General features: G+C 70.9%; 19 protein-coding genes and 1 pseudogene. 8 read left to right on the top strand and 12 right to left on the bottom strand.

Annotated elements, in window-relative coordinates; all coding sequences use genetic code 11:
• Window positions 1–87 precede the first annotated feature (87 nt).
• A complete protein-coding gene (locus ACMGFI_RS11325; RefSeq protein ID WP_436909716.1) occupies window positions 88–756 on the bottom strand; it encodes a DsbA family oxidoreductase in 669 nt (222 codons plus the stop codon).
• 213 nt (window positions 757–969) lie between these two features.
• On the opposite strand from ACMGFI_RS11325, the gene ACMGFI_RS11320 reads away from it, so the two are divergent.
• The 3 genes from ACMGFI_RS11320 (at window position 970) to ACMGFI_RS11310 (ending at window position 3,513) form a co-directional block, all read left to right on the top strand.
• Window positions 970–1,734, top strand: coding sequence for a hypothetical protein (locus ACMGFI_RS11320; RefSeq protein WP_436909715.1), 765 nt, complete (start codon window positions 970–972; stop codon window positions 1,732–1,734).
• 447 nt (window positions 1,735–2,181) lie between these two features.
• Complete coding sequence (locus ACMGFI_RS11315) at window positions 2,182–2,541, top strand: hypothetical protein (RefSeq protein ID WP_436909714.1); 360 nt, start codon at window positions 2,182–2,184, stop codon at window positions 2,539–2,541.
• Window positions 2,542–2,619: 78 nt separating this feature from the next.
• Window positions 2,620–3,513, top strand: coding sequence for an EamA family transporter (locus ACMGFI_RS11310; protein WP_436909713.1), 894 nt, complete (start codon window positions 2,620–2,622; stop codon window positions 3,511–3,513).
• A gap of 90 nt (window positions 3,514–3,603) precedes the next feature.
• On the opposite strand, the gene ACMGFI_RS11305 is transcribed toward ACMGFI_RS11310, so the two are convergent.
• Window positions 3,604–3,771: a DUF7331 family protein gene (locus tag ACMGFI_RS11305; protein WP_436909712.1), complete on the bottom strand. Its 168-nt coding sequence runs from the start codon at window positions 3,769–3,771 to the stop codon at window positions 3,604–3,606.
• Window positions 3,772–3,975: 204 nt separating this feature from the next.
• Between ACMGFI_RS11305 and thiD the strand changes: the two genes are divergently transcribed.
• On the top strand, window positions 3,976–5,331 hold the full coding sequence (gene thiD / locus ACMGFI_RS11300) for a bifunctional hydroxymethylpyrimidine kinase/phosphomethylpyrimidine kinase (RefSeq protein ID WP_436909711.1): 1,356 nt from the start codon (window positions 3,976–3,978) through the stop codon (window positions 5,329–5,331).
• Between the two features lie 30 nt (window positions 5,332–5,361).
• Here the strand turns inward: thiD and ACMGFI_RS11295 are convergent, their stop codons facing one another.
• From ACMGFI_RS11295 to ACMGFI_RS11280, 4 genes and pseudogenes are all read right to left on the bottom strand, one after another.
• On the bottom strand, window positions 5,362–7,593 hold the full coding sequence (locus tag ACMGFI_RS11295) for a peptidase (protein WP_436909710.1): 2,232 nt from the start codon (window positions 7,591–7,593) through the stop codon (window positions 5,362–5,364).
• Window positions 7,594–7,665: 72 nt separating this feature from the next.
• Window positions 7,666–8,388, bottom strand: a complete 723-nt coding sequence (locus ACMGFI_RS11290; RefSeq protein WP_436909708.1) for a sugar phosphate isomerase/epimerase family protein — start codon at window positions 8,386–8,388, stop codon at window positions 7,666–7,668.
• 72 nt (window positions 8,389–8,460) lie between these two features.
• Window positions 8,461–8,713 (bottom strand): annotated as a pseudogene (locus ACMGFI_RS11285) (type II toxin-antitoxin system HicA family toxin).
• Between the two features lie 4 nt (window positions 8,714–8,717).
• Complete coding sequence (locus ACMGFI_RS11280) at window positions 8,718–8,978, bottom strand: type II toxin-antitoxin system HicB family antitoxin (protein ID WP_436909706.1); 261 nt, start codon at window positions 8,976–8,978, stop codon at window positions 8,718–8,720.
• Window positions 8,979–9,503: 525 nt separating this feature from the next.
• Between ACMGFI_RS11280 and ACMGFI_RS11275 the strand changes: the two genes are divergently transcribed.
• Window positions 9,504–10,571 (top strand): Gfo/Idh/MocA family protein, encoded by a 1,068-nt coding sequence (locus ACMGFI_RS11275; RefSeq protein WP_436909704.1) that lies wholly within the window; start codon window positions 9,504–9,506, stop codon window positions 10,569–10,571.
• Between the two features lie 124 nt (window positions 10,572–10,695).
• Window positions 10,696–10,890, top strand: a complete 195-nt coding sequence (locus ACMGFI_RS11270; protein WP_436909702.1) for a DUF8029 family protein — start codon at window positions 10,696–10,698, stop codon at window positions 10,888–10,890.
• A gap of 11 nt (window positions 10,891–10,901) precedes the next feature.
• On the opposite strand, the gene ACMGFI_RS11265 is transcribed toward ACMGFI_RS11270, so the two are convergent.
• From ACMGFI_RS11265 to trpD, 5 genes are all read right to left on the bottom strand, one after another.
• Complete coding sequence (locus ACMGFI_RS11265) at window positions 10,902–11,768, bottom strand: mechanosensitive ion channel family protein (protein WP_436909700.1); 867 nt, start codon at window positions 11,766–11,768, stop codon at window positions 10,902–10,904.
• 635 nt (window positions 11,769–12,403) lie between these two features.
• Window positions 12,404–13,027, bottom strand: a complete 624-nt coding sequence (gene trpG, locus ACMGFI_RS11260; RefSeq protein WP_436909699.1) for an anthranilate synthase component II — start codon at window positions 13,025–13,027, stop codon at window positions 12,404–12,406.
• Entirely contained in the window at window positions 13,024–14,727 is a 1,704-nt protein-coding gene (trpE, locus tag ACMGFI_RS11255) for an anthranilate synthase component I (RefSeq protein WP_436909697.1), read from the bottom strand. The genes trpG and trpE overlap by 4 nt, the downstream gene beginning before the upstream one ends.
• Complete coding sequence (locus ACMGFI_RS11250) at window positions 14,724–15,443, bottom strand: phosphoribosylanthranilate isomerase (protein WP_436909696.1); 720 nt, start codon at window positions 15,441–15,443, stop codon at window positions 14,724–14,726. The genes trpE and ACMGFI_RS11250 overlap by 4 nt, the downstream gene beginning before the upstream one ends.
• Window positions 15,440–16,465 (bottom strand): anthranilate phosphoribosyltransferase, encoded by a 1,026-nt coding sequence (gene trpD / locus ACMGFI_RS11245; RefSeq protein ID WP_436909695.1) that lies wholly within the window; start codon window positions 16,463–16,465, stop codon window positions 15,440–15,442. Before trpD ends, ACMGFI_RS11250 begins: the two co-directional genes overlap by 4 nt.
• 260 nt (window positions 16,466–16,725) lie before the next feature.
• On the opposite strand from trpD, the gene ACMGFI_RS11240 reads away from it, so the two are divergent.
• Entirely contained in the window at window positions 16,726–18,192 is a 1,467-nt protein-coding gene (locus ACMGFI_RS11240; RefSeq protein WP_436909694.1) for a methyl-accepting chemotaxis protein, read from the top strand.
• 92 nt (window positions 18,193–18,284) lie between these two features.
• The gene (locus tag ACMGFI_RS11235) at window positions 18,285–19,376 is read left to right on the top strand and encodes a M24 family metallopeptidase (protein WP_436909693.1); all 1,092 of its coding nucleotides are present in this window, start codon (window positions 18,285–18,287) and stop codon (window positions 19,374–19,376) included.
• 162 nt (window positions 19,377–19,538) lie between these two features.
• On the opposite strand, the gene ACMGFI_RS11230 is transcribed toward ACMGFI_RS11235, so the two are convergent.
• Window positions 19,539–19,709 carry a hypothetical protein gene (locus ACMGFI_RS11230; RefSeq protein WP_436909692.1) on the bottom strand — a complete coding sequence of 57 codons (171 nt, stop codon included), beginning with the start codon at window positions 19,707–19,709 and terminating at the stop codon, window positions 19,539–19,541.
• Window positions 19,710–19,736 lie beyond the last annotated feature (27 nt).

The raw sequence follows: 19,736 nt of genomic DNA, 5'->3' as shown, positions 1-19,736 counted from the left end.
AGTAAGTAGTGGCGGGCCTGCAGGGTAAGGTCGACCTCTCCCCGGTACTGTCGGAGACCCGGTCGGCGGACCCGACCAGCCGCCCGTTCAGTGCCCCTCGACCAGCCGCCGGAGGTGCTCCGGGGGGACGGCGCCGCGGGCGGCGTACTCGCCGTAGGTGAAGGTGGGGACGCCCGTCACGCCCTCGCGCCGGGCGGCGTCGAATCGCTCGGTGACCCGTTCGCGCCACTGTTCGTCGTCGACGATCTCCCGGATCTCCTCGGGATCGAGGTCCACGTCGCTCGCCAGGTCCGCGAGCACGTCCGCGTCACCGATGTCCCGTTCGTCCTGCCACAGCGCGTCGAGGATCGCCTCGTCGAACGCGAGCCACTGCTCGTAGGGGCAGGTCTCCTTGACGTGGAACGAGGCGACCTGTGCCGGCAGCGAATCGACCTCCCGGGAGAGGTCGAGGCTCATCTCGACGCCGTACTCCTCCTGCAGGCGCTCGACGTTCTCCCGGGCCTGCTCGAAGTACTCCTCGTCCTTGCCGTCGTCGACGGAGTGGTCGATGGTCCCGTCGGGTCGGCGCTTGTCGGCCCGCAGGTCGAAGGGGTACCAGTCGATCCGCAGGCGCTCGTCGCGTTCGGCCTGGTACTGCGCCAGCGACTCGCGGCCGAGGTAACAGAACGGGCAGACGTAGTCCGAGTAGATCCCGATGGGCTCGGCGTCGGCGCCCTCGTCAGTATCGACGCTGGCGTCGGATTCGGTGTCGCTCATACCCCTCGATTGCGGCCACAGGGGGAAAAGCGCCCGGTAACACGGGTGTCACCGGCCGTCGACTCCGGCGTCCCTGATCGCCTCCCCGTCGTTGGGTGTCGTCGTTCGGTTCGCTCCCGGCCGTCACTCCCGGCTGTCATTCCCGGCCGTCGTTCCCGGCCGGCGTTGCGGCCACAGACAGATTTAACAGGGAGATCCGGTCTTGTGGATGATATGTCGACGACGACGATCAGGGGCACGGTGGGCGGCCTCGGGCGGCGGGCGAACCCCGCCTTCGCGGTCGCGGTCGTCTTCCTGCCGCTCGCCGCTCTCGGCTACGCGCTGACGGTCGCATCGGTCCAGCAACACACCTACGTTCACGTCATGGCGGGCGTGCTGTGGACGGGGACGGACATCTTCATCGGCGCCGTCCTCGGCCCGGTCGTCGGCGGCCTCGACGACGAACAGAGCGCCGCCGTCTTCCGGCGGCTGACGCCCAAGACCGCCTTCTTCCTCCCGTCGATGGCCACCGTCACCATCGCCTCCGGGCTGGCGCTCGCTCAGCGGATCGGCGTGTTCACCCACGCAGAGCCGTGGCTGGCGCTCTTTACCGCTGCGAACCTGATCCCGGTGTTGCTGTTGATCGGCAAGCGACTGGACTGCTACCGCGACCGCCGCTGGCAGGCCGTCTTCGCCGTCGCGACCGTCGGATCGCTGGCGTGGGTCGCGACTACCATCGGCGCGTTCCAGATGACCGAGCCGACGGTCGTTGTCGCCCTGGTCATCGTCACCATCCTCACCGTCCAGGGGTTCGGCTTCCTGATGCCCGGCGAGGTGCGGATGTACCTGGAGATGATCTCCGCCGACCCCGACCCGTCGGTCATCGCCTCTATCGGCAAGCAGAACGCCATGCTCGGCGCCGTTCAGGGCGCCCTCCAGCTCGTGCTCATCCTCGACATGGTGTACATGACCCAGGGTAGTCTGCCGTTCCTCGGGTGACCTCGGTCCTCGTTTCGACCGCGCTCGACGGCACGCGATGAAAGCCCTCGCCGCGCTCGCTGGCAGTATCGGTGACCGTAGCGGACAGCGAGTGCTGAAAGCCCTCGCCGCGCTCGCGGTCGCTGACCGGGATATCCGCGCGTCGAACAACCGCACCGCGCCGCACTCGCGCGGATAGTGCCCGCTCAGACGACTGAACGAGCTCGAGCGCGCCTCGCCCTTTCAGTCCACCAGGACAGCACAGCACCGCGACCGCACCGCCCTGCACCGCAGACGGCCACGAACCTCCCCAGCCGATTCGCTCGCCTTCGGCTCTCTCATCCCTCGCGCGGCTACGTCGCGGCACGGAGGCCGCGACAGCGCGCGCCGCCGCACCCACTCCTGGCCCCACTGTTCGAACATTTCCCGACGCTCACCTTTTTCAGCGAGCGGATCGTGTCCTCGCGCATGGGACTCGTTACGGGGCTGATCACGTTCGTCGTCGGCGTACTGGTCGGCGGGCTCGGCATCTACGTCGGCGCGGAACTGCTCGGCGGCGGCGGGAGCTACGAGCGGGCGGTCACGGCGGCGATACTCGGGTCGCTCGTCTGGACGGTGGTGGGGGCCGTCTTCGGCGGGATCCCGCTTTTGGGTCCGGTGGTGACGTTCGTCGCCTACCTCGGGGTCCTGAACGTGATGTACGACGGCGGCTGGGTCGAGGCCGCGGGTATCGCCGTCGTCGCCTGGCTGACGCTCGTCGTCGTGTTCACGGTCCTCGGGCCGCTCGGACTCGGGGTCTTCTCCGGGGTCGGCGTCCCCGGCGTGTAGAGCGGACCACGTTTCGGTTCGATATCACGACTGAGCGCGGACGGGAACGCTCTTTAGCGGCCACACGAACCGTGAGTCGTGTTCGGGCTCGAACCGGGGCTGGGCTACGCGGTCGCGGCGTCGCTGATCCTCGGCGTCTACCTGTTCTGCATCAAGCGCTACTTCAGTGACTACCCCTCGACGGTGTACGTCACGGTCACGTTCGTCATGTCGTTGCTGTGGTACCTGCCGATCGCGGCGGTCGCGAGCGACGGCGCCCTGCTCCCCGCCGGCTTCGGCCCGCCGGGCGTCGGGATGCTCGCGCTCACCGTCGGCGGGTCGATACTGGCCTTCCTCGCTTCCTTCCGGGCGATCGCGGTCGGCGACGTCTCCTACGTCGCGCCGATCAGCAAGATCGTCGCCGTGTTCGTCCTCCCCATCGAACTCGTCTTCCTGAACGAGCACCTGTCGCCCCTCCAGATCGCGGGCGTCCTCGTCGCGACGGCGGCGGTGTACGTCGCCAACTACGAGCCGGGGAAGCTGCTGGACCCGTTCGTCCGGGCGGTCCACTCCCGGCCCGCCCAGCTAGCGCTGGCCAGCGCCGCGATATTCGGTGTCGTCGACGTGGGTAAGCGCGTGCTGACCCAGGAGCTGCGGGTACCGCCGGAGACGGTCAACCTCGTCATGTTCGCGGCGGTGCCGCTGGCGCTCGCGCCGCTGGCGGCCCGGCGCTGGCCCGACCGGGCGGACGGCGGGGTCCGCTCGGACCTGCACCTGTTCGCGGGGGTCGGTCTGTTGCTGGCCGTGGCGGAGCACTTCGTGATGCTCGCGTTCTCGACGCTGTCGGCGAGCCTCGCGTCGCCGGTGGTCAACACGCAGGCCGTCGTGGCGGTGCTGCTCGGCGGGGTCGTCCTCGGCGAGGAGAACTTCCGCGTCCGGCTGGCCGCCGCGGCGTTCGCCATCGGCGGCGTGACGATGATAACGGTCGGCTGATACGGATTATTGCAAGCGTTTACCGGGTCGACCGCACGACTGCGTGCGGTCGATCCCGGAATGACTTGCAATGATCCGTATGAGAAGGGATTACTCGGCCGGTCCGGTCGCGCGCACGTCCTCGAAGTCGATCGCGTAGCTGGTCTGGATCCAGGCGTTGGCGTTCTCCCGGTCGTAGAGCACCAGGTCGCCGTCGATGGTCTCGAAGCTCCCGCACTGTTCCGCCGCGCGCTCGGGTGGCCGCTGCGTCTCGGACATCGCTCGCTTCGATACCAGTCGTTGAGGGAGTTAAACCTTGCCGTGGGTGTGGTACGCATCCTCAATATAGTATAAGGGGGCTTAGTCACGAGCGTATCGTCGCCGCCGCGGGACGGGCGGGCCCGTCGGTCCCGTCCGGGTCGTCGCCGCCGACCCGCGTCGCCTCTCGTCAGCCATTTGGTGTCGGCAGGGCAACACCCGGACATGACACGACGGGAAGCGCCGGTCTCGCCGCCGGTCGTCCTGGCCGTCGCGGGCAGCGACTCCGGCGGCGGCGCCGGCATCCAGGCCGACCTGAAGACCATCGAGGCGGGCGGCGCCTTCGGAACGACGGCGATAACGAGCGTCACCGCCCAGAACACCACCGGCGTCGAGAGCACGCACGTCCTTCCGACCGCGGAGATCGACGCCCAGTGCGACGCCGTCGTCTCCGATTTCGACGTGGCGGCGGTCAAAACGGGGATGCTCGCCACCGCCGACGTGGTCGAACTCGTCACCGACCGCGTCCGGGAGACCGCGGCGCCGGCGGTCGTCGACCCGGTGATGGTCGCCGCCTCCGGCGACCGCCTGCTCGCCAGCGAGGCCGAGTCGGCCTACGAGGATCTGGTCGCCGAGGCGACGCTGGTCACGCCCAACGCCGACGAGGCGGCCGTCCTGACGGGCGTCGACCCCGACGACGAGGCGGAGGCCCGCGAGGCGGGCGAACGATTGGTCGAGCTGGGCGCCGACGCCGCGCTCGTGAAGGGCGGTCACGTCTCGGGCGATTCCGACGACGTGGTCGACGTGCTCGTCACCGGCGACGGCGTGGAGACCTTCCGGCACCCGCGGGTCGACACCGACGCGACGCACGGCTCGGGCTGTACGCTCTCGTCGGCTATCGCCACTCGGCTGGCCCACGGCGACGACGTCGAGGCGGCGGTCGCGTCGGGGATCGACCTCCTGGCCCGCGCGGTCCGCTACAACCTCGACGTGGGCGAGGGACCGGGCGCGGTCCACCACGCGGTCGAACTGCGCGACCGCGCGGCCCGCGACGACACCGCCGAGGCCGTCGAGGGCGTCGTCCGCGCGTTCGTCGACGGGAACGTCGGCCCGCTGGTCCCCGAGGTCGGGACGAACGTCGCCGGCGCGACCCCCTACGCCGAGCGGCCGGACGAGACCGCCGCCGTGGAGGGTCGCCTCACCCGGACGCGTTCGGGGGTCGAGCCCACTCGCGGGGTGCGATTCGGCGCCTCGACCCACGTGGCGCGGCTCCTCTTGGCCGCCCGCGAGCACGACCCCGACCTCCGGTTCGCGGCGAACCTCCGCTACGACGACGCGGTCGCCGCGGGGCTGGCCGACCTCGACGGCCCGGTCGCCGAGTTCGACCCCGCCGACGACCGCGCGGACTCCGTCGAGTGGGGCGTCGAGACGGCCTTCGACGCGGTCGACGGGACGCCCGCAGCGGTCGTCGACCGCGGCAGCTACGGCAACGAGGCCATCGCCTTCGTCCTCGCCCGGGCGCCCGACGCGCTCGTCGACCGGACGCTGGCGACCCTCGACGCCGTCGAAGCCGAGGACTGACGACACCGCGATACCGCTGGGACCCGACACTCACTCCCGCCGCCGGGCGAGCAACGCGAGCGCCCCCAGGAGCCCGGCGAGCGCTGCGACGGGGCCGAACCCGGAACCGAAGCCGGAGGTCCCGCCGTCGTCGGACCCGCCTCCGTCGCCGTCTCCTTCGCCGTCACCCCCGTCCCCGCTTCCGCCGTCCCCGACGTTCCCCACGGTCACGACCAGGGGGTCGGCGTCCCCGAGGGTGAAGTTGTACTCGCCGCGGTCGAGGCGGGCGACGCCGGTCAGGGTCCGGTTCTCGCCGGGCCCGAGCGCGACCCGGCGGTCGATGATCGGGCCGTCGGGGCCGCGGAGGGAGACGTTGCCCCGCGCCGGCACGCCGTGGGTGTTGGAGACGGTCGCGGTGAACGCCACCCCACCGGGCTCCGACAGCTCGGTCCGGTTGGCCGAGAGGCCGGTCACGGTCGCCCGCGCGGGGTCGTACACCTCCACGGTCACGCTGTCGCCGCCGACCGCGAGGGTGTGCTCGCCCGTCTCGTCGAAGGTCCGCTCGAACCGATGGGTCACCCGCTCGCCGGGGGCGACGGTCCCGGCCTCGGTCGCGGCGACCGACCCGTCGACGACGAACCGCGCCTCGTACTCGCCGGTCGCGCCGCCCGCGTTCGTGACCGTCCCGGTCACCGCCAGCGTCTCGCCCGTGTAGAGCGTCAGATCCGACCCCGAGCGGGTCACGTTGCGGTAGGGACCGCTCACCGCGAGCGCGTCCGGGTCGGGGGAGACGCCGACCTCGACCAGCGCGGGCGTCGAGCCGAACGCCTCGGCGTGTGTCCCGGCCGACCAGAGGTCGGGCGTCCGCTCGGTGCTCGCGTAGGTGGCGACGGCCCGGGCAGTCTCCGGCCCGGCGGCGGCTCCCACGGAGTCGAAGACGACCCGCGCGTCGACCGGCCCGGCGTGGGCGTTCATCGCGGAGAAGACCGCCTGGAGCGACCGCGTCCCGTCGGTCGCCAGCCGGATCCGCAGGTCGGCGTCGCCGGCGACGAGACTCCCCTTCAGGTAGTTGGCGGCGTTGACCCACGACCGCGGTTCGGTCATGACCGCGTCGGACTGCGGGCGGGCGGTCCCCGGCCGCAGCGCCTCGCGGAACGCCGGGAAGCCGACGTGGCCCTGTTCCAGCGCGAGCAGGGCGGCGTAGTAGGTGGCGAACGCCTCGTTGGTCCACCGCGCGGAGGGGGTCGTCTCGTAGCCCTGGCGGGTGTGGACGTACTCGTGGAGCCAGGTGTTCTCGGCGGTCGCCAGCGGCTCGGCGTCGCGCACCCACATGTCGCTGTCGCCGTACTGCAGGCCGCGCACGCCCCAGCCGACGCTCGTCGTCGGCGCGGCGAAGGCGGTCACGACCCGGTCGCGGTCGCCGACGCGCATCCGGTCGCTCGCCGCCGCGAGCGAGTCGAGGATCGCCTCGGGCGACTCCGTCAGCGTCGCCCGCTCCGGGACGACCAGTTCGAACCGCTGGCCGTCCGCCGTCCGCTCCCGGGTCGCGACGCCGCCGAGATAGGCGAACCACTCGCCGACGTGCCCCTCCCCCGCGGCCCGCGGCTCGCGCGTGATCCCGACCGGCGCCGAACCGCTCCACGACCAGCTCGTCGGCACCGCCGGCCGGCGAAAGAGCGCCCACTCGCCGGCGTCGACGAAGAGGTATCGTCCCCGCGCACCCTCCGGCCCCGCGAGGTCGACCGTCTCGTTGACGTCCATCGCGAACGTGAGCGACGGGTTCGACGTGTTGCCGTCCCACTCGTAGACGGTCCCCTCCCCCCGCGAGAAGCCGGTCGTCCCGGTGACGGTCACGTCCTCGGGCAGTTCGGGCTTCAGCGACGACACCCGGTCGGGCACCCGGTAGCGCTGGACGACGGTGATCTCCCCGGGCTCGTCGGGTGTCAGCCGGAGTTCCTGGACCGCCGTGATATTCGCCGGCGCGCTCGCGAACACCGCGTCGGTCCCCGCCGCCGTAGCCGACCCACCCGAGGCCGTGACCGACTTCCGTACCCGCTCGACGGGATCACGCAGTTCGGCGGCCGCGGCGGTGTCGACAGCGAATGTCCGTGATTCGGACGCCGACGCGTTCCCGATCGGACGGGCGTCACCGCTCTCGGCCGACGGAGCAGATCCGTCCCCGGCCGACGAGACGGCCGCGAGGCCGCCCCCGGTGACCGCGCTCGTGAGAAGCAACATCGCGACCGCTACGACGACGCCCCGACGACCGCCAGCCCGTGCCATACCACGGGTTAGGAAACGCGCGTCTTAATGGTTCGGCGCCGGCGGACGCGGTCGGCCGGTTCGCGCGGCGGTCTACAGCCCGGCGAGGAACTCGGCGCCGGTGTCGATCGAGGCCCCCGGGTCCTCGGGCTGGTCGTGTTCGTAGACGAGCCACTCGGCGTCGACTTCGCGGGCGGCGTCGGCACACGCCCCCATATCCACGTCGCCGTCGCCGATCTCGCAGAACTCGCCGTCGTCCATGTCCTTCATGTGGACGATCTCGACCCGGTCGCCGTAGCGCTCGATGATCTCGACAGGGTCGTGGCCCGCCGTCTCGATCCAGCCCACGTCGGGCTCCAGCAAGGCGTCGGTGTGGTCGGCGAACAGCCCGAAGCCCGTGGTGTCACCGAAGCCGGTGAACTCGTGGTCGTGGTTGTGGTAGTGCAGGTCGAAGCCGCGCTCGCCGAGGTCCGCGGCGATGGCGTCCACCCGGTCGGCCGTCTCCAGCGTCGCCTCGCGCGTCTCGAAGCGCTCGGGGCCGAGCCACGGGACGACCGCCCCGTCGGCGCCGAGGGTCTCGTGGAACTCGACGACCCCGGCGGGGTCCGACTCCAGCTCGTCCACGTCGACGTGCGACGCCGTCACGTCCAGATCCAGGTCGTCCAGGTGGTCGGCGAGTTCGCCGGCCGAGAGCCCGCCGAAGCCGCCGGAGAACTGCACGCCGTCGTAGCCGGCCGCCGCGCAGCGGTCGAGGATCTCGGCCATCGGCAGGTCCAGGTCGCGAACCGAGTAGAGGTTGATCGCGGTGCGTACCATGGCGGACGGTCGGTCCGGCGGGATTTCAGTTCGGGGGTCGGGGCGCGACTCTCCGGGTGTGAGCCGGGCCGATCAACAGTTCTCGTCGATCCAGCGACACCACGCGCGGAAGTCCTCGGCGCCGCACTGGTCCGCGATGGACCGGAGCGTCGCCGGCGGGATCTCGGTCCTCGGTCACCATCGGGACCGCCACGGTCCGCACTTCGTCGGTGTCCGGACTCTCCCACCGCAGCTGCAGGTGGCTCCCTGTCCGGCCGACCGGCCGGTAGCCGTGGTCGCGGAGCACGGACGCGATCTCGCGCCCCGAAAACGTCTGCCGGACCATCGCGTCACCGCATGAAATCGGGGAGGTCCTCGTCGCCGTCCGCCTCGGGGTCCAACCCCATCTCGCGGAGGTCGTCGTCGGTGACCGGCTCGCCGCCCCCTTCGTGTAACTCCAGCGCCTCCGCGAGCATCCGGAGCGCCTCGGCCTTGGTGTCCCCGAACGACGCCACCCCCGTCTCCGTGTCCCGAGCCGTGATCGAGCCGTCCTCCTCGTGGATGAACTCGACGCCTTCCTCGCTCGGTTCTCCCCGCGGCGTACTCGCCATATACCGTCGAGTAGCGCGTTCCCGGAGAAAAACCTTCGGCCCTAACAGTTGGACCGACCACAGGCGGCAGCACGCGACGAAAGCCCTCGCCGCGCTCGCTAGCAGTCGACTCGACCGCAGTCGACGGTGAGCGCTGAAAGCCCTCGCCGCGCTCGCGGTCGCTGAGCGGGATATCCGCGCTCTCCGCACGGCCCGCGCGGATAGTGCCCGCTCAGACGACTACACGAGCGCGAGCGCGCCTCGCCCTTTCAGTCCACCAGGGACCGCAACTGTACCGCACGGCACCGCGACCGCACAGCACCGCAGACGGCCACACGCCTCCCCAGCCGATTCGCTCACCGTCGCTCGCTCATCCCTCGCGCGACTGTTTCGAGCGGCTCTCACGAGGTTCGAGCACGCTCGACAGCGCGCGCCACCGCAGTTGGTCGATCCGTCGTCGCCTCCGAACGCCGTCCGGGTTTCACCGAGTCGGCTCAGCCTTCCGGGAGGCGTGGACTTTTCTCCCGTCGGGGTAAGGCCGTGGGTATGACCTACGACATCGCGTTCGTCGGCACCGGGCCGGAGCCGGACAACCCGGTGTGGGGCGAGAGCGCGGCGATGGCCTACCGCCACGCCGAGGGGTACCGCGAGCGCGACGACTGCCGGATCGTCGCCGCCGCCGACATCGTCCGCGAGAACGTCGAAGCGTTCGCCGCGGAGTTCGACATCGACGACGCGGGGACCTTCGAGGACTACGAGACCATGCTCGACGCCGCCGACCCCGACATCGTCTCGGTCTCGACGCCCGTGCCGACCCACGCCGATATCGTCCTCGACTGCATCGAAAGCGGTGTTCCCGACGCGATCCACTGCGAGAAGCCGATGGCGACGACGTGGGGCGACGCGCGCCTGATGGCTCAGGAGGCCAGCCGCCGGGACGTGCAACTGACCTTCAACCACCAGCGGCGGTTCTCCCCGGTGTGGCGCGAGCCGAAGCGGACGCTGGAGGAGGGCGCCATCGGCGACCTCCGGCGAGTCGAGGTCGGGACGAGTACCCTGCTGGACAACGGCACCCACCACATCGACCTGGCGCACATGTACGCCGGCGAGGCGCCCGTCGAGTGGGTCATCGGCCAGGTCGACTACCGCGAGGAGCACGTCAAGTACGGCGCCCACAACGAGAACCAGGGGCTCGTCCAGTGGGAGTACGCCGACGGGACCCAGGGCATCGCGACGACGGGCTTCGGTGAGGACGGCGTCGGCGTCCACCACCGGCTGCACGGCACCGACGGGGTCATCGAGGTCACCCCGTGGAGCGAGACGCAGGCTCGGGTCCGCCGGGACGGCGAGGGCTGGGAGCCGCTGGTCTCCGGCGTCGAGAACGCGGCGGCGGTCCCGCCGGCCATCGACCACGTCGTCGAGTGCCTGCGCGACGGCGTCGAACCGGAGTTCTCCGCCCGGCGGGCGCTGTCGGTGACAGAGGTGATCTTCGCTGCCTGGGAGTCCGCGCGGCGGCGCGGCCGGGTGGACCTCCCCCTGCGGATCGACGACAACCCGCTGGAAGCGATGGTCGAATCCGGAGAACTGACCCCCGAGCCCGCCGACGAGGGCTGAATACCGACTCCCGGCTCTCCGGGGACCACCGAACGGAAATCGACCGTCGAGCGGGCGGCTCGCCCGTCAGACGCGCGTCGGACGCCCCCGGAAGCTTATGGTGCCGGGCGAGCGTCTACCGGGTATGCTCAACGCGCTGGCGCTCCAGTTGGACGTTCTCACGCAACCCGTCGGGATCCTCGGCGTCCTCATCCTGCTGGCGGCGATCATCCTGATCGGCCGGTTCCTGCTGTCGATGGCCTGGCGGCTGGTGATCATCGGCATCATCATCGTGGGGACGCTGTACATCCTGAGCGTCCTCGGCTTCACCGTCCTGTAAGTCGGCCGGCCTCAGCGGTCGACCGTCGGCGGCTCCTCGACGGCGATTTCGCCGGAGAGCTCGTGCTGCGTGGTCGTGCTGAGGTCGATGCCCGCCGCCGCGCAGCGCTCTTTGACCCGCTGGATGTACGTCGAGCGGGCGGCCGAGAACTCCTCGCGGTCGGGGCTGTCGATCCAGAACCGCGACTGGAGGACGACCGCCGAGTCGGCCAGGTCAGTGACGCGCACGGACGGTTCGGGGTCGTCGAGGATCCCCTCGTGGTCGTCGGCCACGTCGAGGAGGATCCGGGTCGTCTCGTCGATGTCGTCGGCGTACCCGATGCCGAAAGGGTAGGAGATGCGCAGTTGCTCGTTGCTCATCCGGTTGGTGACGGCAGTCGTCGCGAGTTCGGTGTTCGGGACGGTGACCGTCTCGTTGTCGAAGGTCCGAACGCGCGTGACGCGGAAGCCGATGTCCTCGATGAACCCCGCGCGGTCGTCCCACTCGATCCAGTCGCCGATGTTGAAGTTGCGGTCCTGAACGATGAACAGGCCGGCGACGAAGTTCGAGAGTACGTCCTGGGCGGCGAACCCGACCGCCAGCGTCAGCGCGGCGACGACCAGCGCCGACCCGCCCAAAAGCGCCGTGAACCCCGCCGCGGCGACCCCCGCGGCGAGCGCGACGACGACCACCGCGACGCCCAGCACCTTGAGTAGCGCCCGTTCGAGCGTCGGCTCCAGGGTCCAGCGACCGAGCGCGAACGCCGCGAGCGGTTCGACCACGAAGCGCCCGAGGAGGTAGACGACCACGGTGACGGCCGCGAACTCCGCGAGCTGCCAGCCCAGGTCGACGTACTTCTCGCCCAGTTCCGGAGCCGCCTGGAGCAGTACCGGGTCCATGGCCCGTACGAACGCCGAGACACAGGTAAAGGTGCTCACGCGACCCGCGCGCAGCCTGTGGCTCGTCCGTCCGGCGGATCCCTGTCGCTCAGCTCGCCCTACCACCGCACCCGTTCCGGCACCTGTCGGGTTGAGGTGCGGTGGCGCGCGCTGGAGCGCGCTTTCATGCGCGCGACGGAGCCGCGCGAGGGATGAGACGCACAGGAGCGTGCGACGAGCAGCGAGGGACCGGAGGTCCCTCGGGCCGTGCGGGCGACGCTCGGGTCGACCGCAGACATCGAATCGGCTGGGGAGGCTCGTGGCTGTCTGCGGTGCTGTGCGGGGCGGTTGCCGTACGGTTGCGGTTCCTGGCGGACTGAAAGGGCGAGGCGCGCTCGCGCACAGTTCAGTCGTCTGAGCGACCCCTATCCGCGCGAGCGGTGCGGAGAGCTCGGATATGTCGCTCAGCGACCGCGAGCGGGCCGAGGGCTTTCAGCGCTCGCTGTCTCCGGCGGTCACGGCTACTTCTAGCGAGCGGGCCGAGGGCTTTCAGCACTCACCGTCTGATGCAGTCGACGATCCGGAGCGAGTCACGCGAGTTGCTTCATCACGTCCGGCGGTGGTCACGAAATCCAGAATCGAAGAAAATCGAACGCCTAGACGTCGTCGAGGAAGTTGCGGATCACGTCGTGGCCGACCGCAGTTAACACCGATTCGGGGTGGAACTGGACGGCCTCGATGGGGTGGTCGCGGTGGCGGATGCCCATCACCAGGTCGACGGTGTCGCCCTCGTCGGTCTCGGCCTCGGTGGTGGCGGTCACCTCGAAGCAGTCGGGGACCGCCGTGGCGACAAGCGAGTGGTAGCGGCCGCCGCGGATCCCCTGGTCGAGCCCGGCGAAGACGCCCTCGCCGTCGTGGCTGATGGGGAAGGCCTTGCCGTGGATGGGCTCGGGCGCGCGCCCGACCTCGCCGCCGTAGGCGTAGACGGCGGCCTCCAGGCCCAGACAGACGCCCAGCGTCGGCACGTCGGGGCTGACCTCGGTGAGTACGTCCAGCGTGACGCCCACGTCGCGGTCGTTCTCGGGGTGGCCCGGTCCAGGGCTGATCACGATGGCGTCCGGGTCGACGGCGCGTACGTCGTCCAGCGAGGCCGTGTTGCGGACGACCTCGGTGTCGGCGTGCTCGCTGACGTACTCGACGAGGTTGTAGGTAAAGGAGTCGAAGTTGTCGACGAACAGCACCTGGCGCTCCTCGCCGCGCTCGCGCTGGCCGGCGCTCATCGGGACACCTCCCCGGGTTCGGCGGCGTCGCCGGTCCCCACTCCGCGGTCGTCCGTCGCGTCTTCGGCGTCGACCTCGATGGCCTCCAGCGCGTCGAGGACGCCGCGCATCTTCTGTTCGGTCTCCTCGTACTCGCTGGCCGGGTCGCTGTCGGCGACGATGCCGGCACCGGCCTGGACCGTGACGCGGTCGGCGCTGTCGGCAGCTTCCTCCGGAACGTCGACGCCGTACCGACTGTCGAGGTCCTCGACCGTGGCGGTGCGGATGACGATGGCGAGTTCGGCGTCGCCGGTCCAGGTGAAGTAGCCGACGCCGCCGCCGTAGGGGCCCCTGGGCGTCCGCTCCAGGTCGTCGATGATCTCCATCGCACGGATCTTCGGGGCGCCCGAGAGCGTCCCGGCGGGGAAGGAGGCCCGGGCCGCGTCGAAGGCGTCCGCGTCGTCGGCCAGGGTTCCGGTCACCGTCGACTCGATGTGCTGGACGTGGCTGTACTTGAGGACGCTCATGAACTCCTCGACCCGCACCGAACCGGGTTCGGACACGCGGCGCACGTCGTTGCGCGCCAGGTCGACCAGCATCGTGTGCTCGGCCCGCTCCTTCCCGTCGGCGAGCATCTCGCCGGCCAGCCGGCGGTCCTCGACGGGGCTGGTCCCGCGGGCGCAGGTGCCGGCGATGGGGTTCGAGAGCACGCGGTCCCCGCGGACCGCCACTAGCGTCTCCGGGCTGGCGCCGACGATCGAGAGGCCGTCGTAGTCGAGGACGTACATGTACGGCGAGGGGTTAACCGAGCGAAGCGACTCGTACAGCCCCAGCGGGTCCACGTCCCCGTACAGTTCGCGGGTCCGCGAGATGACGCCCTGGTAGATGTCGCCCGCCAGGACGTGCTCTTTGGCCTTCTCGACGGCCTCCTCGTACTCGTCCTTCGGTCCGGCCGTCTCGGCGTCGCGGACGAACCCGCCCGTCTCCAGGTCGGCGGCGCCCGCCAGCAGGTCGGCGACGCGCTCGGCTTCCGCCTCCAGCTCCTCGTAGCGGGCGGCGGCGTCGTCGCCGGATTCGAGAATGGGCGTCAGCACGAGCGAGACGGTGCCTTCCACCTCGTCGAAGACGAGCGTCGAGGTCGTCAGGACGAACTGGGCGTCGGGGTACCGCGAGTCGGGGTGTTCGAGCTCGACCTCGTCGAGCCAGCAGTCGTAGACGGCGTCGTAGCCGAGGAAGCCCACGAGGCCGCCCTCGAAGTGCTCGCGGTCCATGTCGGGGAACCCGCGCCGCTCCACATCGGGCATCGCGCCGCGGACGCTGTCGAGGGTGTCGCCGCCGTTGGCGTCGAAGAAGGCCTCGTAGCGGTCGTCGAACGTCTCGACGGTCGCGCCGTCGGCGTCGACGGTGACGACGCCCTTCGGGTCGTAGCCGACGAAGGAGTAGCGGGCGTGGCGGTCCTCCGTCGTCGGGGCGAACGCGCCGTCGGGGTCGCTGGAGGCGACCTTCTCGGCGCTCTCCAGCAGGAAGGTGTAGTCGGCCGCCTCCACGTCGGTCGTCCGGCCCGACAGCGCGGCGTAGGCGTCCAGCGGCTCCAGGTCGGTGTCCAGTTCGGCCGCGGCGCGGACGACGACCGGGTCGTCGCCGTCGGTGTCTGCCAGCTCGACGAACTCGTCTCTCGTCGGTTCGAGTTCGAGATCGGGCTCGGGACCGGAGTCGCTCACGCGGCCACCTCCCGCCCCGTCGTCGCGGCGACGAACGAGCGGACGGCCTCGTGGTCCTTCTCGCCACCGACGCGATCACCGTCCTCGACCCGCTCGACCCCCGTCGCCACGTCGACGCCGAACGGCCGCACGGTCTCGACGGCCGCGGCGACGTTCTCGGGCGTGAGCCCGCCGGCCAGGACCACGGGGACGTCCAGGTCGGCGACGACCTCGCGGGTGCGCTCCCAGTCGTGGGTCTCGCCGGTGCCGCCGCCGCCCGCGGCGTCGACCGAGTCGACCAGCAGGGCGTCGGCGGGCTCGGCGTACTCCCGGATATCGTCGCCCTCCGCGTCGACCGCGACGACGAGGTCCTGTGACAGCCGACGGGAGAGCGCGCCGAGTTCGCCCGGCGAAAGCCCGCCGTGGACCTGTACGGCGTCCGGTTCGACGCGCTCGACCAGCCCGACCGCCGCCTCGACGGTCGTCGGCATCGTCACGAGCACGCCCGTCACGAGCGGCGGCACGCCCGCGAGCAGGTCGGCGGCGGCATCGGCGTCGACCTCCCGGGGCGTGTCGACGGGCACGTCGCAGATGACGCCGACGGCGTCGGCGCCCGCCGCGACGACGGCTCCCCGGTCCTCCTCGCGGGTGACGCCGCAGACCTTGACGCGGGTGGCCGGGCGGTCGGGCGCCGTCCCCGCCGAGGGCTCGTCGCCCGCTCCGCTCGCGTCGCTCATCGGCCCCCGTCGGCGGCGACGCGGGCGCTCACGTCCCGCAGGTCGTCGAGCTTGGCCGCGGCGTCGCCCGAATCGATGGCGTCGGCGGCCGCCTCGACGCCGGCCTCCAGCGAATCGGCCTTCCCGGCGACGTAGACGGCGGCGCCCGCGTTCGCGAGGATGATGTCGCGCTTGGCGCCGCGCACGTCGCCCTCGACGATCCCCAGCAGATCCTCGGCGTTCTCCTCGGGCGTCCCGCCCGAAACCGCCTCGATGTCGTGGGTCTCCAGCCCGAGGTCCTCGGGCGTGATCGTGTACTCGGTGACCTCGCCGTCCTCGACCTCCGCGACGGCCGTCTCGTCGTGGACGGTGATCTCGTCCATGCCCGAGCCGTGGACGATCAGGGCGTGGTCGACGGGCATCTCCGCGACGGCGCGGCCGATCAGGCCGACCAGGTCGGGGTCGTAGACGCCCATGACCTGCGCGTCGGCGCCGGCGGGGTTCGTGAGGGGGCCGAGCACGTTGAAGATAGTCCGCATCCCGACCTCCCGGCGCGGGCCGATGACGGCCTTCATCGCCGGGTGGAAGGCGGGCGCGTGCATATAGCCGATGCCGGCCTCCTCGACGGTCCGCTCGACGGCCTCGGGCGCGGTGTCCATGTCGAGACCGACCTCCTCCAGCACGTCCGAGCTCCCCGACGACGAGGAGACGGAGTAGTTGCCGTGCTTGGCGATCGGGACGCCGGCGCCCGCGGCGACGATGGCGCTGGTCGTCGAGACGTTGATCGTGTCGTAGTCGTCGCCGCCGGTGCCGCAGGTGTCGACCAGCGGCGCCCGGTCGGGGTCGATGGTCCGGGCGGCCCCGCGCATCCCCTGGGCGAAGCCGGCGATCTCCGCCTCCGTCTCGCCCTTCGCGCGCAGCGCCGCCAGCAGCGCGCCGATCTGTGCCTCCGTCGCGTCCTCGAAGACGGCCGTCGCCGCCTCGCGGGCCTCCTCCAGCGTCAGGTCCTCCCCGTTCGTGACTGATTCGATGTATGCTTCCATGTGGATCACCGATGGACGGTTTAGTTCTACGATGTACGAATCAGTACATTCACTTAAGCGTGTCGAGTGGCGGCCGGTCGTTCGCCGGTCGGCGGAGTGAGTACCGGCCGGGTAGTGCGGAGCGGTCCGCGGCCGGCGGCCGGTCCCGGAGCGAGTCTCGGGGGCCGCGACCGCCCGCGCGCTTCGTTCTCAAAGCATCATTCTCAAAGTTTGTACCGCGGGGGGAGGGACTATATGAGAGTTCGATATACCGTAGGGATATGCGACCGACCCTCAAGCGACGGATCGGTGCGGCGCTGGGCGGGCAGTTCGCCCACGCCCTCTATCAGGTGGTGGTCCTCCTGGTCGCGCCGGAGCTGTGGCCGGTGCTGGGCGGGCTGGGCGTCCTCGCGGCCGCGGGCGGACTCGTCTACGCCTATCGCTCGATCGGCCGGGCGCTCGACGAGCGCGCGAGCGAGCGTCGGACCCTCCGGACCGAACTGACCGAGACCGAGCGCGAGCGCGACGACCTGCGCGAGCGGCTGGACGACGCGAAGGCCGACCTCGCGGACCTCCGAGCCGAACTGGAGCCCCGGCCGACAGCGCCGCCGGTGGCGACGCCCGACGGCGGCGTGCAGACGGCCGACGACGGTGCTACCGTCGACTACGACGGCAGCGTCCGCACCGTCGAGACGGCGCTGGACGCCTTCGGCGACGGCGACCTGACCCAGCGGCTCGACGCCGACGACGACTCGGAGGCGCTCGCGGCGCTCGCAGCGGAGTTCAACGAGATGGCCGCGGCCTTCGAGCAGACGTTCGACGCCGCGGCGGGGTTCAGCGACGAGGTCGTCGGCTCCTCCGAGCAGGTGACGACCGCGACCGAAGCGGTCACCGACTCCAGCGAGACGGTCGCCCGGCGGATCCAGGAGATCGCCGACGTGTTCCACGAGCAACACCAGCAGATCACCCAGATCTCCGACGAGATGTCCGACATGTCCGCGACCATCGAGGAGATCGCCGCCTCCTCCGACGAGGTCAAGGAGATGGCCGACAAGACCGAGCGCTCGACGGTCGAGGGCATCGAGGCCGGCCGCTCGGCGCGGGACACCATGGACGAGGCACAGGACCAGATCGGCGACGTGGTCGAGACGGTCACCGAGCTCAACGAGCGGATGGACGAGGTCGGCCAGATCGTCGACCTCATCGACGACATCGCCGAGCAGACGAACATCCTCGCGCTGAACGCCTCCATCGAGGCCGCCCACGCCTCCGCGGGCGCGAACAACAACGGCTTCGGCGTCGTCGCCGACGAGGTCAAGAGCCTCGCCGAGGAGACCAAGGACGCGACCGACGAGATCGAGGGCCTCATCGGCGAGATCCAGGACCAGACCGACGAGACCGTCGAGGAGATCACCGAGATGCAGTCGACCGTCGACGAGGGCAAGGAGACCGTCGGCGAGGGGCTGGAGGCCCTGGAGTCGATCCTCGAACACGTCCAGCAGACCGCCTCGGGCGTCACCGAGATCAGCAACGCCACCGACGACCAGGCCGCCTCCTCCGAGGAGGTCGCCGCCATCGCCGACGAGGCCGCCGAGACCAGCAAGGAGAACGTCGAGGAGGCCGAGCAGGTCGCCGCCATCGCCGAGGAGCAGAACCTCGCGCTCTCGGAGATGTACGTCAACGCGAAGATGCTCACGATGCGCGCCGAGCAGCTCTCGGCGCTGTTCGAACGCTACGAGACCGAATAGGGTCGGCCAGGCCGCTTTTTGCCGCACTGCTCCCGTTCCCGTCCGCGCCGTCTCGCGACGCCTTTAACTCCCGCAGCCGAGCAGTACCGACCATGTCCCACACCGACGCGGTCCGCGAGCGACTCGACGCGTATCTCGCAGAGAACGACTTGGAAGCCGTGTGGTTCGCCCGTCCGCCGTCGTTCGCCTGGCTGACCGGCGGCAACAACGTCGTCGACCGCGCCGCCGACGTGGGCGTCGCCGCCGCCGGCTACGACGGCGACGGCCTCACCGTCGTCACCGACAACATCGAGGCGGAGCGACTCGTCGACGAGGAACTCCCCGACGACGCGACCGTCGAGACCGTCCAGTGGCACGAGGCGGGACTCGCCGAGGGGGTCGAGCGCTCCAGCCCGACGCCGGCGGCCGCCGACTTCGACGTGCCCGGCTTCGCGTCGGTCGACCCGACCGACCTCCGCCAGCCGCTGACCGACGCCGACGTCGAGCGGTTCCGGGCGCTCGGCGCGGACACCGCGGAGGTGGTCGAGGGCGTCGTCCGCGAGGCGAGCGCCGACGACGAGGAGCGGGAGGTGGGCGGCCGCCTGCGCGACCGGCTGTTCGCCCGCGGCATCGACTCGCCGGTCGTCCTCGTCGGGAGCGGCGAGCGCACCCGAAAGTACCGCCACTACACGACCCGCGACAGCGAACTCGGTGACTACGCGCTGGTCTCGGTCACCGCGGTCCGCGACGGCCTCCACGCCAGCGTCACCCGCTCGGTCGCCTTCGACGCGCCCGAGTGGCTCGACGACCGCACCGAGGCCGCGATGCGCGTCGAGGCCAGCGCCCTCGCTGCGACCCAGCGCGTCGGCCGAGAGGGCGGGACCGCCGGCGACGTGTTCGACGCCATCGCCGACGCCTACGCCGAGGTCGGCTACGAGGGCGAGTGGCGCAACCACCACCAGGGCGGCGCCGCCGCCTACGCCGGCCGCGAGTGGTTCGGGACGCCCGACTCGGCGGCCTCGGTCCACGTCCCGATGACCTACGCCTGGAACCCGACGGTCCAGGGCGCCAAGAGCGAGGACACCCACCTCGTCACCGACGACGGGATCGAACCCCTGACGGGCACCGGCGACTGGCCGACCGAGACGGTCGAGCCGGTCGGCCCCGGGTCCGCGATGGAGCGCCACGCGGTCCTCCACCGCTGAGCGGTCGCTGCCTGTCCTCTCTCGTCGCCGCAGGCGCGTCGCCGCCGCAGTCACGCTTGACGCCACAGTCGGTCTCGCCGCTATCGACAGTGCTGTCGCTCGCGAGCCGCGGGAACGCGGAAAACGAGCCCCGTGTCCGGTACGATCCCCCGTCCGGATCGATCAGTCGTCGTCGGCGACCGCGCCGGCCGCCGCCGACGCCTCGGCCGTCACGCGATAGGCGGGCTTTCGCACGATCTCCGTCCGGTGGCAGCGAGCGCAGACGTACTCCGTCAGCTTCGTCGTCTCGTCGTTGTGGCTCATGCGCTCGCCGCAGTTCGGGCACTCGGGCATTATATTCCTAATACAGTGGTGCACACT

This window comes from Halosimplex marinum, from assembly GCF_051414075.1.
GTDB classification, from domain to species: Archaea; Halobacteriota; Halobacteria; order Halobacteriales; family Haloarculaceae; genus Halosimplex; species Halosimplex marinum.
Note: the sequence above shows the minus strand (reverse complement) of the source record. Positions and strands in the feature narration are given on the sequence as shown.

What these genes read in the sequence shown, in the direction of transcription:
- ACMGFI_RS11320 (WP_436909715.1), top strand. Translation starts at nt 970, where the DNA reads ATGTCGACGACGACGATCAGGGGCACGGTGGGCGGCCTCGGGCGGCGG.
- ACMGFI_RS11325 (WP_436909716.1), bottom strand. Translation starts at nt 756, where the DNA reads ATGAGCGACACCGAATCCGACGCCAGCGTCGATACTGACGAGGGCGCC.
- ACMGFI_RS11290 (WP_436909708.1), bottom strand. Translation starts at nt 8,388, where the DNA reads ATGGTACGCACCGCGATCAACCTCTACTCGGTTCGCGACCTGGACCTG.
- ACMGFI_RS11235 (WP_436909693.1), top strand. Translation starts at nt 18,285, where the DNA reads ATGTCCCACACCGACGCGGTCCGCGAGCGACTCGACGCGTATCTCGCA.
- ACMGFI_RS11315 (WP_436909714.1), top strand. Translation starts at nt 2,182, where the DNA reads ATGGGACTCGTTACGGGGCTGATCACGTTCGTCGTCGGCGTACTGGTC.
- ACMGFI_RS11305 (WP_436909712.1), bottom strand. Translation starts at nt 3,771, where the DNA reads ATGTCCGAGACGCAGCGGCCACCCGAGCGCGCGGCGGAACAGTGCGGG.
- ACMGFI_RS11250 (WP_436909696.1), bottom strand. Translation starts at nt 15,443, where the DNA reads ATGAGCGACGCGAGCGGAGCGGGCGACGAGCCCTCGGCGGGGACGGCG.
- trpD (WP_436909695.1), bottom strand. Translation starts at nt 16,465, where the DNA reads ATGGAAGCATACATCGAATCAGTCACGAACGGGGAGGACCTGACGCTG.
- ACMGFI_RS11240 (WP_436909694.1), top strand. Translation starts at nt 16,726, where the DNA reads ATGCGACCGACCCTCAAGCGACGGATCGGTGCGGCGCTGGGCGGGCAG.
- trpG (WP_436909699.1), bottom strand. Translation starts at nt 13,027, where the DNA reads ATGAGCGCCGGCCAGCGCGAGCGCGGCGAGGAGCGCCAGGTGCTGTTC.
- ACMGFI_RS11275 (WP_436909704.1), top strand. Translation starts at nt 9,504, where the DNA reads ATGACCTACGACATCGCGTTCGTCGGCACCGGGCCGGAGCCGGACAAC.
- ACMGFI_RS11230 (WP_436909692.1), bottom strand. Translation starts at nt 19,709, where the DNA reads ATGCCCGAGTGCCCGAACTGCGGCGAGCGCATGAGCCACAACGACGAG.
- ACMGFI_RS11270 (WP_436909702.1), top strand. Translation starts at nt 10,696, where the DNA reads ATGCTCAACGCGCTGGCGCTCCAGTTGGACGTTCTCACGCAACCCGTC.
- ACMGFI_RS11265 (WP_436909700.1), bottom strand. Translation starts at nt 11,768, where the DNA reads ATGGACCCGGTACTGCTCCAGGCGGCTCCGGAACTGGGCGAGAAGTAC.
- ACMGFI_RS11295 (WP_436909710.1), bottom strand. Translation starts at nt 7,593, where the DNA reads ATGGCACGGGCTGGCGGTCGTCGGGGCGTCGTCGTAGCGGTCGCGATG.
- ACMGFI_RS11280 (WP_436909706.1), bottom strand. Translation starts at nt 8,978, where the DNA reads ATGGCGAGTACGCCGCGGGGAGAACCGAGCGAGGAAGGCGTCGAGTTC.
- thiD (WP_436909711.1), top strand. Translation starts at nt 3,976, where the DNA reads ATGACACGACGGGAAGCGCCGGTCTCGCCGCCGGTCGTCCTGGCCGTC.